This window comes from Rhodococcus sp. NPDC006774 (genome assembly GCF_040636045.1).
Classification (GTDB): domain Bacteria; phylum Actinomycetota; class Actinomycetes; order Mycobacteriales; family Mycobacteriaceae; genus Rhodococcoides.
Map to the genome: position 1 here is coordinate 26,016 of NZ_JBEYIW010000018.1, position 14,559 is coordinate 40,574.

The window sequence follows — 14,559 nt, forward strand, 5'->3', positions numbered from 1 at the left end:
TAAGGGTCAAGTACCGAGCAACCGCGTCCCCGACGCATCGACGACGATGGCCTGTTCGTCGGTCAACCCATGACAGTCGACACCGTCCCTGCGTAGGCGCTGCACCGTAGCGTGCCCCGAATCATTGTCGTCCAGAACAGAATTCAGATGCGGGACAATCGAGTAATCGACCAGGCCCAGTCCGATCCACACCGGATCGACACCGGTGGCGGGCCGAACCTCGCCAGGGTCGTCCGCGTCCTCGACTCCGATCAACGATGGTGCGGCCACACACGCGCCCGCACTGTATCCGCCGTACACGATCGATCCCCGCCGAACATGCTCGGTGAGGATCTCGTCTGCACCCGAGCGGGCGAGTTGAGCGCGCAGGACGAAGGTGTTGCCCCCGCGCACCCACACTGCACCGAAGCCGTCGAGTGCGCGCTCGAATGCGGCGGGCCGACCCACGTAATCGCGCAGATCCAGCTCGGCAGGCCGGTACCCGAGCGCCCGCAGCGGACCGAACTCGCTTCGGAGCGAGGACGTGCGAGCGGCGAGGGGCCACGCGTCCGATGCGTTCGCGATGATCGCGATATCGGACGGCGGCCCGGTGAGCTCGACGAAAGCGTCCGAGTGGCCGCCGAATCGATAGGACGACAGGAACAGCTTCATGCTGTCGATTCGCCGTTCAGCCGGGCCAACCCGACGCGAACGGCGTCCGCGACACGCTCGGGCTCACTCAGGCGACGTGTCACGAACCCGGCCGCGAACCGGAAGCGATCCCGGTGCCACCGGGGCACCACGTGCAGATGCAGGTGGAAGACCGTCTGAAACGCGGCCTTGCCGTCGTTGATGACGAGATTGGCTCCGTCGGCGCGCAGGTCCGAGTGGCGCACTGCGCGCGACAGGGTGTGTCCGACGCGAAACACGTCGGCGGCCGCGTCCGGATGGGTCGAGTTCAGATCGGTGGCGTGCTCGCGCGGGACGACGAGCAGGTGTCCGCGACTGACCGGCCGGATGTCGAGAAAGGCGATCGCGTGGTCGTTCTCGAACACACGGTGCGCGGGGGCGTCGCCGGCGACGATGGCACAGAAGATGCAAGATTCCACGGTTGTCACTGTAGGGTCCGATCATCACCGATAGACCTGTATGGCGTGCATCACAATTGCTCGTCCTGTAACCGCGGAATGCCGAACGGACTCGATTCAGAACGAATCGGACTGTGTTCCGGGTTACCCGCGGTCTGTCTCCTCTGGCTACTATCAGGGACCTTGTGCCTTTGTCGCATGGGTTCGTCCACTCGTCGCACGTTCGGGACCATCGGCCGATCAGTGGACACCATTCAACGCAGGAAGACGGAGATTTGGATACATCGCAGAGCACTGAGAAGGGTTCGGGATCCACGACTGTCGTCGGTGTGGTTCGGGAATCGGGGGAGGGCGAACGTCGCGTCGCCCTGGTGCCCAAGATCGTTGCCTCCCTGACGGGTAAGGGCGTGGAGATCGTCGTCGAATCGGGTGCCGGTCTCGGCGCACTGATTCCCGACGAGCTGTACGTCGCCGCCGGAGCGACCATCGGTGATCCATGGTCGGCGGACGTCGTGGTGAAGGTTGCGCCGCCGTCCGATGCCGAGATCGCCAAGCTGAAGTCGGGCTCGACGCTCATCGGATTCCTGGCACCGCGCAACGCGGAGAACAGCATCGGGGCGTTGAAGGCGGCCGGAGTACAGGCCTTCGCCGTCGAAGCGATCCCGCGGATCTCGCGGGCGCAGGTGATGGACGCACTGTCCTCTCAGGCCAACGTCGCCGGCTACAAGGCCGTGCTGCTGGCCGCGTCGGAGTCCACCCGGTTCTTCCCGATGCTCACCACCGCCGCTGGCACCGTCAAGCCCGCTACCGTGCTGGTACTGGGCGTCGGTGTGGCAGGTCTGCAGGCGCTCGCCACCGCGAAGCGTCTCGGCGGCCGCCCCACCGGGTACGACGTGCGACCGGAGGTGGCGGATCAGGTTCGCTCCGTCGGCGCGCAGTGGCTCGACCTGGGGATCGACGCCGCAGGCGAGGGCGGATACGCGCGTGAGCTGACCGAAGACGAGCGGGTGCAACAGCAGAAGGCTCTCGAAGAGGCCATCAAGGGATTCGACGTGGTCATCACCACCGCGTTGGTTCCCGGACGCCCCGCCCCGCGACTGGTCACGGCCGCAGCCGTCGAGGGCATGAAGCCCGGCAGCGTCGTGATCGACCTCGCAGGGGAAACCGGAGGCAACTGCGAACTCACCGAGCCCGGCGAGACGGTCGTCAAGCACGATGTCACCATCTGCTCGCCGTTGAACCTGCCGGCCTCGATGCCCGAGCACGCCAGCGAGCTGTACTCGAAGAACATCTCGGCATTGCTCGAACTCATGTTGGTCGACGGCAAGCTCGCCCCCGATTTCTCGGACGAGGTTCTCGCCGGTGCCTGCGTGACACGTGAGAAGGAGAACTGATGTACACCCCGCTGCTCGCGAACATCGCGATCCTGGTGTTGTCCGGGTTCGTCGGCTTCGCCGTGATCTCCAAGGTGCCCAACACCTTGCACACCCCGTTGATGTCGGGAACCAATGCCATCCACGGCATCGTCGTGCTCGGTGCCCTGGTGGTGCTCGGCAAGGTCGACGATCCGTCCATCGGCCTGCAGGTCATCCTGTTCGTCGCTCTCGTGTTCGGAACCGTCAACGTCATCGGTGGATTCGTGGTCACCGACCGCATGCTCGGCATGTTCAAGTCCAAGCCCGTTCCTGCCGAGGCCAAGAAGGGTGCTGACTCCTGATGGACAATCTCGTCAACATTCTCTACATCGTCGCCTTCGGCATGTTCATCTACGGCCTGATGGGTCTGACCGGACCGAAGACGGCCGTGCGTGGCAACCAGATCGCCGCGGTCGGCATGTTCCTCGCTGTCGTGGCGACGCTGATCTCCATCCGAGACACCGGCAACTGGATTCTGATCGTCGTCGGTCTGGTCGTCGGCGTTGCGCTCGGTATCCCGCCTGCTCGCCGGGTCAAGATGACCGCGATGCCACAGCTGGTGGCTCTGTTCAACGGCGTCGGCGGTGGAACCGTCGCGTTGATCGCCTGGGCCGAGTTCCTCGACACGTCGGGATTCTCGAACTTCAAGCACGGTGAATCACCGACTGTCCACATCGTCATCGGGTCGCTGTTCGCGGCGATCATCGGGTCGATCTCGTTCTGGGGATCACTGATCGCGTTTCTCAAGCTGCAGGAGACCCTGCCCGGTTCGCCCATCACCATCGGCAAATTGCAGCAGCCGCTCAACGCTCTGCTGCTGATCGGCGCTGTGGCCGCTGCAGTGGTCATCGGCATCAACGCCACTCCGGGCGGCGGGGTGTCGCAGTGGTGGATCGTTGCGGTTCTGGTACTCGCCGGAATTCTCGGTCTGACGGTGGTGCTGCCCATCGGCGGCGCAGACATGCCGGTCGTCATTTCGCTGCTCAACGCTCTGACCGGTTTGTCTGCTGCGGCGGCAGGTCTGGCGCTCAACAACACCGCGATGATCGTTGCAGGCATGATCGTCGGCGCGTCCGGCACGATCCTGACCAACCTCATGGCCAAGGCCATGAACCGATCCATTCCGGCAATCGTCGCCGGTGGATTCGGCGGCGGTGACGCAGCTGCAGGTCCCGCCGGCGCAGGTGGGGGAACGGCGAAGGCCACGTCCGCAGCCGACGCTGCCATCCAGATGGCGTACGCCAACCAGGTCATCGTCGTTCCCGGATACGGCCTCGCCGTTGCGCAGGCACAGCATGCGGTCAAGGACATGGCCAAGCTGCTCGAGTCGAAGGGTGTCGAGGTCAAATACGCCATTCACCCCGTCGCCGGTCGCATGCCCGGGCACATGAACGTGCTCCTTGCAGAGGCCGACGTCGCATACGACGCGATGAAGGAGATGGACGACATAAACGACGAGTTCGCCCGTACCGATGTCACGTTGGTCATCGGCGCGAACGACGTGACCAATCCGGCTGCGCGCAACGATCCGTCGAGCCCGATTCACGGCATGCCGATCCTGAACGTCGATCAATCGAAGTCGGTCATCGTTCTCAAGCGGTCGATGTCGTCCGGATTCGCAGGTATCGAGAACCCGTTGTTCTTCGCCGAGGGCACCTCGATGCTGTTCGGTGACGCGAAGAAATCGGTTTCCGAGGTGACCGAGGAGCTCAAGGCTCTCTAGTCGCGAGCAGTCAGCAGCCTCGATGGGGCGCTCCCGTTGTTCATCACCGGGAGCGCCCCGTCTTGCGTCGAACCGCCAGCGCGGCCGTGTCGAGCGGGTTGCGGGCTTCACGGGCAGCTGCATCGGGTGAGAAGAGCATGACGATCGAGCACGCCGGCCACCACACGAACACGATCGATGCTGCGCTCACGATCCCGGTGATGGACGCGGATCCGACGATCAGGGCGGCCGCCGCCACCGCGAGCGTCGCGACAGTTCCCAGACCGAGGATCACGGGCCGCCACGCCGCGGACGCCACCATGGATGCAGCTCCGAGCAGCGAGGCCACGGCGACGAGTTGACCGCTCGGAAGGTCTGCGGACGCCGTCGTGGCTCCCATGATCTCGCGAGCGAGCGCACTGGTCACGACGGCACCGATGGTGCAGGCGATCACCACCCCGATGCCGAACGGCAGCTTGCGTATCAGCGCCACGACCGCGAGCGCGGCCACGGCGATCAAGACGGCGGTCACATCGATCGCATCGAGTACGTGAGCGGCCAGTGCCGAGCCGGGGATGGATTCCCCGAACGTCGAGGGTGCGGCGTGCGGCGCCAACATCAGGAAGATCAGCAGCAGGACTGCGGAGGCACCTGACACGGCCGACCGCACGACGACCGCTCGCCGGCGTGGACGGCTCGAGGTGGTGGACGGCACGGCAGGCGTCTCGGCGTCGGGGGATGCGCGGATCGGTCCGGAATCCAGGCTCGGTGGAGGCATGAGTGCCACGGTGCCCGAACCGGCTGAACGCAGGATGTGAGGAACATGGGAAGCGGCTGATTCTTGCCGTGGTAACGATTCGATCACACCGCACGGTCTGAGCGGAATCATGCAGTTTCGAGTAGCGGTGGCCGCCAGTCAAATTCTCCGAGTCGGTTTGGCCGATCCATTCGGGGGCGGAAACTGGTTTGTGGGGGCCAAGCGGGCCACTGACCTGGAATAGAATCGAGTGGATTCGATCGGCGATGCTCGCATTCCTGCCGCCGAATCGCGCCCTCTGGTGGTCCTCGGTCCGCTCAGCTGGGCGTTTGTCCTTCGATTGTTCAGCGTCACAGCATTTCGCAATGCGAGCTATGACTTCGTTGCAAGGCGTTGATTGGATGGGTCCATGTGTGTGACGATACTCACATAGTCCAGTTCACCCTGGGCGAGACCGTCCGAAAGGGCGTAGTTTCAGCCGCATCGGAAACCCGGATTCGGCCGTTACACCCAAATCGATAACGATCTGGAAACGGACCGTGGTGCCCGTCACAGCCCGCCGGAATCGGGTACTCGACAGCTACGGACGCCGGAAACTCGAAGGAGAAGAACATGACCGCAATGTCTCAGGGACAGCTCGACATGGTCCGCGCGTTCTTTTGCAACGAGTTCGAAGCGGATTCCCTCGACCGATCAATCGTGCCGGAGCCCACCGCCGAGGCAGTCGCCGAGTGGATCGATGCACTGACCAACAGCGGCCTCTTCGCTCCCGCCGAGGTACGCAACATCTCCTCGGTGTGGGCGGCCGAGCCGGAGACGCTGGTAGCAATGCTGATCGGCGAAGTGGACGAAATCGCCGTCAAGCGTCACGGAGCAGCGGTGCCGGCCGCAGCAGTTGCCACACCGGCTCTGATCCCCGCCTTCGTGCGCGCCAGCTGACTCGCCCCGGGCCCGGAGTCTTTCGCACCAGGGCAGGTTCCGCTTCGCTACTATCGGTCGAATTCCGATGACGGCAGTCGACAACGGTGTCGCGCGGCGAAGTGAGGGTTCTGTATGGGCGCAGTGGGACTGGACGAGGACGCAGTATCGACCTGGATCGCAGGATTGGGGATCGGCGCAACCTCGCCTCTCACCTTCCAGCGAATCGGCAACGGTCAGTCCAATCTCACCTATGCCGTGCGCGACGCCGGTGGCAGCAGCTGGGTACTTCGGCGTCCACCACTGGGGCATCTGCTGGCGTCCGCACACGACGTGGTGCGCGAACATCGAATTCTTTCCGGACTGCAGAACACGGCGGTGCCGGTTCCGAAGATGATCGCGATCACCGAGGATCCTTCGGTGTCCGAGGTCCCGCTCGTGCTGATGAGTTTCGTCGACGGGATCGTCGTCGACTCGGTGGCGGCAGCCGAACAACTCGACCCCGATCACCGACGCCGCGTCGGGCTCGGCCTCACGGTGGCACTGTCCGACATCCACCGCGTCGATCTCGACTCCTCGGGTCTGGCAGATCTGGCCAGTCACAAGCCGTACGCCGCTCGCCAACTCGCCCGGTGGACCAAGCAGTGGGAATCCTCGCGCACTCGCGACGTACCCGGTATCGATTCGCTGGCAACTCGATTGGCAGCGGGGATTCCTCCGCAGCACGAAGTGACCCTGGTACACGGAGACTTCCACCTCAGCAACGTCATCACGGCCCGCGACGACGGTCGTGTCGCGGCGGTCGTCGACTGGGAGCTGTGCACACTCGGAGATCCGTTGGCGGACCTCGGCGGCCTGCTGGCCTACTGGCCGCAAGCCGACGACGGGGTCGCCGGTCCGTTCATGGCGTCGACTCTGCCGGGCTTTCCCACTCGGGCCGAGCTCGTCGAGTCGTATGCGCAACACACCGGGCGCGACGTCTCCGATGTCGGATTCTGGCAGGTGCTGGCGTTGTGGAAGCTCTCGATCATCGCCGAAGGTGTCATGCGCCGTATGGAAGCCGACTCGCGAAACCGGGCCGTGGCAGGCGGGCCGACCACGACGCTCATCGACGACATCGTCACCAGGGCGTTGCGTACAGCCGACGAGATCGGCCTGTAGTCGGTCAGATCGACCCGGTCCCGATCACCAGAGTCCGCGCTGCGCTCTCGATTTCGGGCGGAATCGCCACCGGTCTACGCGTTGTCCCGTCGACGTACACGTGTACGAATCGACCCCTCGCCGCCAGCTCCAACGCATCGTTGCCTGCCTCGCGGAACAACCCGAGCGAGTACACGATGCTACGGGTGCCCAGCTTCTCGACGGCCAAGCCCACCTGAAGGCGATCCGGAAAGCTCAACTCGGACAGGTAGCGGCACGAGGTTTCGGCGACGACACCGATCGCCGGCAGTGTGCGGATGTCGAGTCCGGTCGTCTCCATCAACCAACCGTTGACGGCGGTATCGAAATACGCGTAGTAGGTGACGTTGTTGACATGGCCGTAGTGGTCGTTGTCGTCCCATCGCGTTGTCACGGGCCACAGAGCCGGATAGTCCGATGCGTGCGACAACTCCGGCCCTGGGTTCACCTGATCGGTCATGAACGTGACCCTAACCAGTGGCGTCGGCAGCGGGCGTCGCAGGGGACTGCCGACGCAGGATCGCTCGGACCACCAGACCGACGACCAAGGCCCAGAATGCGGAGCCGATTCCTGCGAACGTCAGGCCGGAAGCGGCGACGAGGAACGTCAGAACGGTCGCCTCTCTGTCCGATGCATGTTCGAGTGCACTGAACAGTGATGCCGCGAGAGTTCCCAACAAAGCAAGTCCGGCAACGGTTTCGACCACGCCTGCCGGGGCTGCGGCAACCAGGGTTGCCAATGCCGCGGACAGCAGCGCCAACACCAGATACGAGGAACCCGCGGAGAAGGCCGCGACCCAACGCCGCTTCGGGTCCGGATGGGCACTGGGATTCGCCGCGAGCGCAGCGCTGATCGCGGCGAGGTTGATCGTGTGCCCACCCGCGAATGCGCCCAGGACAGTTCCGGTTCCGGTGACCGTCATCGACGCCCGCCAAGGAATTCGGAAGCCGAACGACGCCATGACGGTGGTGCCCGGGATGTTCTGCGACGCCATGGTGACGATGTACAGCGGCACCGCTATACCGATCGTCGCCTGCCAGGTCCAGTGCGGAACCGTCCAGTCGATTCGAGGGATCAGATCGGACGCCGCGATGGGTGTGCCGCCGCCGATCAAGTCCGCTGCGATGACTGCAGCCGCCGCGAGGAACGCAGCGGGCACCGCCCAGCGCGCACTGAATCGAAGTACCACGAGCCAGACGAGTACCACCGGCGCTATCCGAGCAGGTGAGTCGGCAAACGCACCGACCGGTGCCGCGCACAGCGGTAGCAGCACTCCGGCCAACATCGCCTGAGCGAGTGGTACCGGAATCTTCGACACCGCAGCGCCGAGTCTGGGCCACAGGCCCGTCAGGACGATCAGCACCCCGACAGTGACGAAGGCACCCACAGCGGCGGGCCACCCTCCGACGACCACACCGGTTCCGGCGAGCAGCGCAGCGCCCGGCGTCGACCACGCCAGGGTGATGGGCTGTCGATATCTGCGTGCGAGCCACATCATGCCCACCGCCTGCGTGACACAGAGCGCCAGCAATCCCGAGGCCGCCTCGGTCGGGCTGGCACCTACTGCCCGCAGGCCCGTCAGCACGACAGCGAACGAGCTGGTGAAGCCGACCAGTGAGGCCACGATTCCAGCGCTGACAGGGGTCGAGAGTGGCGTCGGTCTGTCGGCGGCGTCGGCTGTGGTCACGACTGACGATGATGCACTGTGGGCCGTCGCCTGTCGCGTCGTTTCCCCTCGAGCCGAGTCGGCGCCACCAGTCCGTGGCCGAATGCTGTCGGGGCACCGTCGACGTGACGTAGTCTCTTGGTTGGACCGGACCAGTCCGTACCGCTGGTTCGGCGAGTGACGGAAAGGCCGGCGCAGTGGTGATGCCCGTACATCTGAGGGACAGTCAAGTCCCGAAGCACGAACAGCTTCGCGCAATTCTGTTGCACCGCTGCACCAAGGAGCTGCAACCCGGCGATCTGATGCCCAGCGAGCGAAAACTGATGGAGGACTACGGCGTCAGCCGCATCACCGTCCGCGAGGCCATCGGCCAGCTCGTCAACGACGGACACCTGGTTCGGGTCCGTGGCAAGGGCACGTTCGTGGCCAGTCGCACCGTGCAGTCTCGTTTGCACCTGGCATCGTTCTCCGAGGAGATGCGCGCGCAGGGGCTGACGCCTACCACGGTGGTGCTGTTCGCGCGGCTCGAAAGCCCCTCGGCGGCAACGACTCGTGCTCTCGGCCTGGCCGACGGAGAACAGACCTACCACGTCAAGCGTCTACGGCTGGCCGACGCCGAACCGGTCAGCGTCGACGACGCGTGGTACCGGGCTTCCCTGCTACCCGGCCTGATCGAGCACGATCTGAGCAAGTCTGTGTACGAGGCCGTCCAGATCCACTACGGGTTGACCATCGACCGGGCCGAGCAGACCGTCAAAGCCACTGCGGCAGACAGTGATACCGCCACCCTGCTCGGCACCAAGCGCGGCGCCCCCGTGCTGTATTTCGACCGAGTCTCCTTCAGTGGCGACGAGCCGCTCGAACATACCGAGAGCTGGTACCGCTGCGATCGGTACCAATTGTCGATGGAAGTCGAAGGCGGGCGACGCACCCCGCAGCGTCGGTGAGATCAGGGCAGCTCGAACAGTAGGTCGCCCACTGCCACGGAGTTGTCGATGCTCGCACTCGTGACCGAATCCGGCTTCGAATCCATCAACACCACCGGAACGACATCCGAGTAGCCCGCCGCCGCGATCGCTGCGGGATCGTAGGTGACGACGAGGTCGCCGGCCTCGACTCGATCGCCCTCTGCTGCAACGAGTTCGAAGCCCGCGCCCCTCATCTTCACGGTGTCGATGCCGATGTGCACCAACACGCCCGCCTTGTCCTCGGTGAAGACGACGAACGCGTGCGGGTGAAGTTTGAGGATCGTGCCCGCGACCGGTGAACGAACCTCGACGGACCCGTCGTTCGGAGCCGGGCGTAGTGCGACACCGGAGCCGACCATCTGCGCCGAGAACACCGGGTCGGGCACGTCGGCGAGCGAGATGACCTGCCCGGCAACCGGGCTGAGGATCGCCCTTGCGCTCACAGGATGTCGCCGATGTCTTCTGCGAGCGTGTCCGCTTCGGGACCGACGATGACCTGAACGGCGGTTCCCTTGTGAAATACGCCGTGGGCACCTGCTGCCTTGAGCGCCGCCTCGTTCACCAACGACCCGTCCTTCACCTCGGTGCGCAGCCGAGTGATGCACGCTTCGATCTCGACGATGTTGTCGGCACCGCCGAGGCCTTCGACGATCGCGTCCGCTTTGGACATGTGGATTCTCGCTTTCTGTCGGCTTGTATCTGTCGGGTGGATCACACGGCCGGGTTGACACGAGCCTGCCACCTGGCCAAACTACAACTGGTAATGACCGGACAGTACCCCTGATGGCATCCGGTCACAACAGCGAAATTGCCCTCGAAGGACCAGCCTCGAAGAGAAGGTCGCCATGACCCCGAAGAAGACGGACTCGATCGATACCGAGCCGAAGAAGGAATCACGATCATTGGCCGGGCTGCAGCGGTTCGGTCGCAGCCTCATGCTGCCGATCGCTGTTCTGCCCGCAGCCGGAATTCTCCTGCGGCTCGGTCAGGACGACCTGCTGGGGAGGTTCAGCGCACTGAAGACCACTGCTGCGGTCATCTCCGCGGCAGGCCAGTCGGTTTTCACCTGGCTTCCCCTCATCTTCGCGGTCGGTATCGCCATCGGCTGGGCCAAGAAGTCCGATGGTTCGACCGCGCTCGCAGCTGTGGTCGGCTACATGGTGATGAACGGAGTCTTCACGGCAATGTCGCCGGTCGTGCTCGACGGAGAGGTCGATGCCAACGGTGACCCGGCAGTGATCGACTACGGCGTGTTGGCAGGCATCGTCATCGGACTGCTCTCGGCAATTCTCTGGCAGCGTTTCTATCGACAGAAGCTGCCTGATTATCTCGGCTTCTTCAGCGGCCGTCGTCTGGTGCCGATCATGACGGCGATCACCGGTCTCGTCGTCGCCGTGATCATGTCGTTCGTGTACCCACTCTTCTACAGCGCTCTCCAGTGGGTGGGCAACACCGTCGCCGACCACAGCGTGGTGGGTAGCGGAATCTACGGCTTCGCCAACCGCATGCTCATTCCCACAGGGCTGCACCACATTCTGAACTCCGTCGTCTGGTTCCTGGTGGGGGACTACCAGGATGCAAGCGGTCAATTGGTCCGCGGCGATCTGAACCGGTTCTTCGCCGGCGACCCGTCCGCCGGAGTGTTCATGACCGGATTCTTCCCGATCATGATGTTCGCACTTCCCGCTGCGGCATTCGCGATCTACCGCAACGCCAAGCCGTCGCAGAAGAAGATCGTCGGCGGAATCATGTTGTCCACCGGCCTGACTGCCTTCGTCACCGGGATCACCGAGCCGCTCGAATACTCGTTCATGTTCGTGGCCTGGCCGCTCTACATCATCCACGCGGTGTTGACCGGAACCTCTATGGCGCTGACCAATGCCCTCGGAATCCATGACGGATTCTTCTTCTCCGCCGGTGGCATCGACTACCTGCTGAACTACGGAATCGCCACCAAGGCATGGCTGCTCATTCCAATCGGCCTGGTGTACGCGGTGATCTACTACTTCCTGTTCAGCTTCGTCATCAAGAAGTGGAACCTGCGCACCCCCGGACGTGAGGACGACGCTGTGCTCGAACCCGACCGGGCATGACCGCATCCACTGCAACGACGCTCCGAGGGCGTGTCGTCACGCGCGACCAGGTGATCGAGGACGGCGTCGTCGCGTCGACGGGAGACCGGATCTCCTGGGTCGGACCGGCATCGGCATGGACCGGTGATCGAGCACCGCACACGAATTCGACGATCCTCCCCGGGTTGATCGATCTGCACTGCCACGGTGGAGCGGGGGCTTCGTTTCCCGATTCACCGGCCGTCGATCTCATGACGGCGGTGCGGCATCACCGCTCCCGCGGGACCACGACGATGCTCGCCTCACTGGTGTCGGCACCGCCGGAACGACTGATCGAGCAGACGTCGCTGTTGGCCGATCTGTACGAGTCCGGTGACATCGCAGGCGTCCACATCGAGGGGCCGTTTCTCTCGGTCGCCCGCTGCGGCGCACAGGACCCGGCCTCGCTGCGCAGCGGAGATCCCGGACTGCTGCACGACATACTGGCCGCGGGCCGGGGAGCCGTGCGGTCGATGACCCTTGCGCCCGAGATCGACGGTTTCGCTGCCGTAGCAGAGATGTTGCGGGAGAACGGCATACTGCCGAGCATCGGGCACACGGACGCCGATGCGCTCACCACCCGACGCGCTGTCGAGTCGCTGGGAGACGGTCCGATGACGGCCACGCACCTGTTCAACGGAATGCCGACCTGGCATCATCGATCGCCGGGCCCAGTGAGCGAGTGCCTGGCGGCCGCGGCCCGCAGCGTGATGGTGCTCGAATTGATAGGCGACGGAGTGCATCTCGCCGACGAGACCGTGCGCGCGGTGTTCGATCTCGTCGGTGGCGCACAGATCGCGCTGGTGTCCGACGCGATGGCCGCGGCCGGAATGCCGGACGGTCGCTACCGACTCGGACCACTGGATGTGACCGTCCAGCACTCGGTCGCACGGTTGTCCCGCGACGCAGACTCCGAGACCGCTCCGATCGCGGGCGGAACCGCGACCGTGCTGGACCTGGTGCGCCGCGCCGTGCTGGACGCCGGCGTGCCCATTGTCGAAGCGGTCCGGGCCGCATCGTCGACTCCGGCGGCATCGATCGGACTCGGCTCCGACATCGGGTGCCTCGAACAGGGCATGAGAGCCGACGTGCTGGTGGTCGACGCGGCGTTCGAGCCACTACAGGTGATCAGAAGCGGAACTGCACTCAGAGAGGACAGCTAGATGGAGGTCGTGATCCTCGAGGGGGTCGACGCAGTGGATCGAACGGCCGCCGACATCGTCGAACGAGTGGTGCGAGCCGGTCCGGCTGTACTGGGACTGGCGACCGGGTCGACCCCGGTGGGCACCTATCGCGAGTTGGCGCGACGGCATCGGGACGACGGCCTGTCGTTCGCGCGATGCCGAGCCTTTCTCCTCGACGAATACATCGGACTGGCGAAAGCAGCCGAGCAGTCCTACTTCTCGTTCATTCGAGACAACTTCGTCGACCACGTCGACCTGGACGACGCCGCAGTGTTCTCGCCCGACGGCGAAGCGGACGACATCGCGGCGGAGGCGCAGCGGTACGACGCGGCGATCGCGGCGGCAGGCGGCATCGATGTTCAGATCCTCGGAATCGGCACCGACGGACACATCGGCTTCAACGAGCCCGGATCTTCACTGCGATCGCGGACGCGGGTCAAGACGCTGACCGAACAGACTCGCGCCGACAATGCCCGTTTCTTCGATTCGCCCGAGGACGTGCCGCATCACGTACTGACGCAGGGTCTCGGCACCATCGACGAGGCCCGTCACCTGGTGTTGATCGCAACGGGGGAGTCGAAAGCGGACGCGGTGGCGGCGGCCGTCGAAGGACCGCTGTCGGCGCACTGTCCGGCGTCGGCGATCCAATGGCACCCGCACGCAACGGTGCTGTTGGACGAGGCCGCGGCGGCGTCGCTCGCACTCGCGGACTACTACCGGTACGCCTATGCAAACAAGCCCCGGTGGCAGCACCTGTGAGTCAGCTGCGCGAGAACTCCGATGCGCGCGCGATCTGGTCGTCCGACGGCCGCACTCCGGTGTAGAGGACGAACTGTTCTGCCGCCTGCAGGGCGATGACCTGAGCGCCGGTGATCACGGGCTTGTTCGCCGCTCGGGCAGCAACGATCAGCGGCGTCTCCGACGGCATGGCGACGACGTCGAACACGGCCTTCGCTGCGTCGATCTGCTCGACGGTGAACGGTGCCGAATCAGCGTCCGGTCCGCCGGCCATACCCACCGGAGTCACGTTCACCAGCAGGTCTGCGCCCACTGCGTCTCCAGACCAGTCGTAGCCGTAGGACTCGGCGAGCACCGGGCCGGTGTTCGTGTTGCGGGCGACGACGGTGCCCCGGGTGAAACCCGAATCCCGCAGTGCGGCAACGACAGCCTTGGCCATACCGCCGCTGCCGGTGACGGCCACCGAGTAGTCGGTCGAGAAGCCGCTCGCGGCGAGTAGGTTCGCGACGGCCTGGTAGTCGGTGTTGTACGCGTGCAGGACGCCGTTCTCGTTGACGATCGTGTTGACGGATTCGATCGCGCTCGCCGACTCGTGCATCACGTCGACCAGTTCGATCACATCTTCCTTGAACGGCATCGACACGGCGCAGCCTCGGATGCCCAGCGCGCGAACACCCCCCACCGCGGCGGCGAGGTCGGTGGTGGTGAACGCCTTGTAGACGAAATTCAGGTTCAATTCGTCGTAGAGATAGTTGTGGAAGCGAGTTCCGATATTGCTCGGTCGGCCGGACAGGGACATACAGAGCTGTGTCTCACGGTCGAGGAAGCTGCGCGGGTGTGCTGTTGCCATCGC

At 64.6% G+C, this 14,559-nt stretch carries 17 protein-coding genes; 9 read left to right on the forward strand and 8 right to left on the reverse strand.

The genetic code is table 11. The features are described 5' to 3' along the window. Window positions 1–6: 6 nt before the first annotated feature. Both ABZ677_RS21880 and ABZ677_RS21885 read right to left on the reverse strand, forming a co-directional pair. The gene (locus ABZ677_RS21880) at window positions 7–651 is read right to left on the reverse strand and encodes a Type 1 glutamine amidotransferase-like domain-containing protein (protein ID WP_358373206.1); all 645 of its coding nucleotides are present in this window, start codon (window positions 649–651) and stop codon (window positions 7–9) included. Continuing rightward, window positions 648–1,088 carry an HIT family protein gene (locus ABZ677_RS21885; protein WP_037193422.1) on the reverse strand — a complete coding sequence of 147 codons (441 nt, stop codon included), beginning with the start codon at window positions 1,086–1,088 and terminating at the stop codon, window positions 648–650. The genes ABZ677_RS21880 and ABZ677_RS21885 overlap by 4 nt, the downstream gene beginning before the upstream one ends. A 254-nt stretch (window positions 1,089–1,342) precedes the next feature. Here ABZ677_RS21885 and ABZ677_RS21890 point away from each other — a divergent pair, with 254 nt between their 5' ends. Genes ABZ677_RS21890 through ABZ677_RS21900 form a run of 3 tightly spaced genes read left to right on the forward strand, consistent with a single transcriptional unit; the run spans window position 1,343 to window position 4,205 of the window. Beyond that, window positions 1,343–2,461, forward strand: coding sequence for a Re/Si-specific NAD(P)(+) transhydrogenase subunit alpha (locus tag ABZ677_RS21890; RefSeq protein ID WP_037193420.1), 1,119 nt, complete (start codon window positions 1,343–1,345; stop codon window positions 2,459–2,461). Then, window positions 2,461–2,784, forward strand: coding sequence for an NAD(P) transhydrogenase subunit alpha (locus tag ABZ677_RS21895; RefSeq protein ID WP_037193419.1), 324 nt, complete (start codon window positions 2,461–2,463; stop codon window positions 2,782–2,784). The genes ABZ677_RS21890 and ABZ677_RS21895 overlap by 1 nt, the downstream gene beginning before the upstream one ends. Next, complete coding sequence (locus tag ABZ677_RS21900) at window positions 2,784–4,205, forward strand: NAD(P)(+) transhydrogenase (Re/Si-specific) subunit beta (protein ID WP_037193418.1); 1,422 nt, start codon at window positions 2,784–2,786, stop codon at window positions 4,203–4,205. Before ABZ677_RS21895 ends, ABZ677_RS21900 begins: the two co-directional genes overlap by 1 nt. 43 nt (window positions 4,206–4,248) lie before the next feature. On the opposite strand, the gene ABZ677_RS21905 is transcribed toward ABZ677_RS21900, so the two are convergent. Then, the gene (locus ABZ677_RS21905) at window positions 4,249–4,962 is read right to left on the reverse strand and encodes a hypothetical protein (RefSeq protein WP_358373211.1); all 714 of its coding nucleotides are present in this window, start codon (window positions 4,960–4,962) and stop codon (window positions 4,249–4,251) included. Window positions 4,963–5,553: 591 nt separating this feature from the next. Here ABZ677_RS21905 and ABZ677_RS21910 point away from each other — a divergent pair. Further along, on the forward strand, window positions 5,554–5,880 hold the full coding sequence (locus tag ABZ677_RS21910) for a hypothetical protein (protein WP_358373214.1): 327 nt from the start codon (window positions 5,554–5,556) through the stop codon (window positions 5,878–5,880). A gap of 114 nt (window positions 5,881–5,994) precedes the next feature. Beyond that, window positions 5,995–7,020 (forward strand): phosphotransferase family protein, encoded by a 1,026-nt coding sequence (locus ABZ677_RS21915; protein WP_358373216.1) that lies wholly within the window; start codon window positions 5,995–5,997, stop codon window positions 7,018–7,020. 4 nt (window positions 7,021–7,024) lie between these two features. Here ABZ677_RS21915 and ABZ677_RS21920 read toward each other — a convergent pair whose 3' ends face one another. Next, the gene (locus tag ABZ677_RS21920) at window positions 7,025–7,498 is read right to left on the reverse strand and encodes a thioesterase family protein (RefSeq protein ID WP_094633239.1); all 474 of its coding nucleotides are present in this window, start codon (window positions 7,496–7,498) and stop codon (window positions 7,025–7,027) included. Between the two features lie 10 nt (window positions 7,499–7,508). Next, the gene (locus ABZ677_RS21925) at window positions 7,509–8,726 is read right to left on the reverse strand and encodes a benzoate/H(+) symporter BenE family transporter (RefSeq protein WP_358373219.1); all 1,218 of its coding nucleotides are present in this window, start codon (window positions 8,724–8,726) and stop codon (window positions 7,509–7,511) included. A gap of 179 nt (window positions 8,727–8,905) precedes the next feature. On the opposite strand from ABZ677_RS21925, the gene ABZ677_RS21930 reads away from it, so the two are divergent. After that, window positions 8,906–9,652 carry a GntR family transcriptional regulator gene (locus tag ABZ677_RS21930; RefSeq protein ID WP_037193713.1) on the forward strand — a complete coding sequence of 249 codons (747 nt, stop codon included), beginning with the start codon at window positions 8,906–8,908 and terminating at the stop codon, window positions 9,650–9,652. A gap of 2 nt (window positions 9,653–9,654) precedes the next feature. On the opposite strand, the gene ABZ677_RS21935 is transcribed toward ABZ677_RS21930, so the two are convergent. Both ABZ677_RS21935 and ABZ677_RS21940 read right to left on the reverse strand, forming a co-directional pair. Further along, on the reverse strand, window positions 9,655–10,116 hold the full coding sequence (locus ABZ677_RS21935) for a PTS glucose transporter subunit IIA (protein WP_358373222.1): 462 nt from the start codon (window positions 10,114–10,116) through the stop codon (window positions 9,655–9,657). Further along, window positions 10,113–10,343, reverse strand: a complete 231-nt coding sequence (locus ABZ677_RS21940; protein ID WP_032393491.1) for a PTS glucose/sucrose transporter subunit IIB — start codon at window positions 10,341–10,343, stop codon at window positions 10,113–10,115. The genes ABZ677_RS21935 and ABZ677_RS21940 overlap by 4 nt, the downstream gene beginning before the upstream one ends. A 175-nt stretch (window positions 10,344–10,518) precedes the next feature. Between ABZ677_RS21940 and ABZ677_RS21945 the strand changes: the two genes are divergently transcribed. Genes ABZ677_RS21945 through nagB form a run of 3 tightly spaced genes read left to right on the forward strand, consistent with a single transcriptional unit; the run spans window position 10,519 to window position 13,727 of the window. Next, window positions 10,519–11,766, forward strand: a complete 1,248-nt coding sequence (locus ABZ677_RS21945; protein ID WP_052047888.1) for a PTS transporter subunit EIIC — start codon at window positions 10,519–10,521, stop codon at window positions 11,764–11,766. Next, entirely contained in the window at window positions 11,763–12,947 is a 1,185-nt protein-coding gene (locus tag ABZ677_RS21950) for an amidohydrolase family protein (RefSeq protein ID WP_358373227.1), read from the forward strand. The genes ABZ677_RS21945 and ABZ677_RS21950 overlap by 4 nt, the downstream gene beginning before the upstream one ends. Then, on the forward strand, window positions 12,948–13,727 hold the full coding sequence (nagB, locus tag ABZ677_RS21955) for a glucosamine-6-phosphate deaminase (protein WP_094633236.1): 780 nt from the start codon (window positions 12,948–12,950) through the stop codon (window positions 13,725–13,727). 1 nt (window position 13,728) lies between these two features. On the opposite strand, the gene ABZ677_RS21960 is transcribed toward nagB, so the two are convergent. After that, window positions 13,729–14,556, reverse strand: coding sequence for a shikimate 5-dehydrogenase (locus tag ABZ677_RS21960; RefSeq protein WP_358373230.1), 828 nt, complete (start codon window positions 14,554–14,556; stop codon window positions 13,729–13,731). Window positions 14,557–14,559: the final 3 nt, after the last annotated feature.

Bases quoted from the DNA above. Each gene is read 5' to 3' on its own strand.
- ABZ677_RS21880 (WP_358373206.1), bottom strand. From the start codon at position 651: ATGAAGCTGTTCCTGTCGTCCTATCGATTCGGCGGCCACTCGGACGCT.
- ABZ677_RS21895 (WP_037193419.1), top strand. From the start codon at position 2,461: ATGTACACCCCGCTGCTCGCGAACATCGCGATCCTGGTGTTGTCCGGG.
- ABZ677_RS21900 (WP_037193418.1), top strand. From the start codon at position 2,784: ATGGACAATCTCGTCAACATTCTCTACATCGTCGCCTTCGGCATGTTC.
- ABZ677_RS21905 (WP_358373211.1), bottom strand. From the start codon at position 4,962: ATGCCTCCACCGAGCCTGGATTCCGGACCGATCCGCGCATCCCCCGAC.
- ABZ677_RS21910 (WP_358373214.1), top strand. From the start codon at position 5,554: ATGACCGCAATGTCTCAGGGACAGCTCGACATGGTCCGCGCGTTCTTT.
- ABZ677_RS21915 (WP_358373216.1), top strand. From the start codon at position 5,995: ATGGGCGCAGTGGGACTGGACGAGGACGCAGTATCGACCTGGATCGCA.
- ABZ677_RS21920 (WP_094633239.1), bottom strand. From the start codon at position 7,498: ATGACCGATCAGGTGAACCCAGGGCCGGAGTTGTCGCACGCATCGGAC.
- ABZ677_RS21940 (WP_032393491.1), bottom strand. From the start codon at position 10,343: ATGTCCAAAGCGGACGCGATCGTCGAAGGCCTCGGCGGTGCCGACAAC.
- ABZ677_RS21945 (WP_052047888.1), top strand. From the start codon at position 10,519: ATGACCCCGAAGAAGACGGACTCGATCGATACCGAGCCGAAGAAGGAA.
- ABZ677_RS21950 (WP_358373227.1), top strand. From the start codon at position 11,763: ATGACCGCATCCACTGCAACGACGCTCCGAGGGCGTGTCGTCACGCGC.
- nagB (WP_094633236.1), top strand. From the start codon at position 12,948: ATGGAGGTCGTGATCCTCGAGGGGGTCGACGCAGTGGATCGAACGGCC.
- ABZ677_RS21960 (WP_358373230.1), bottom strand. From the start codon at position 14,556: ATGGCAACAGCACACCCGCGCAGCTTCCTCGACCGTGAGACACAGCTC.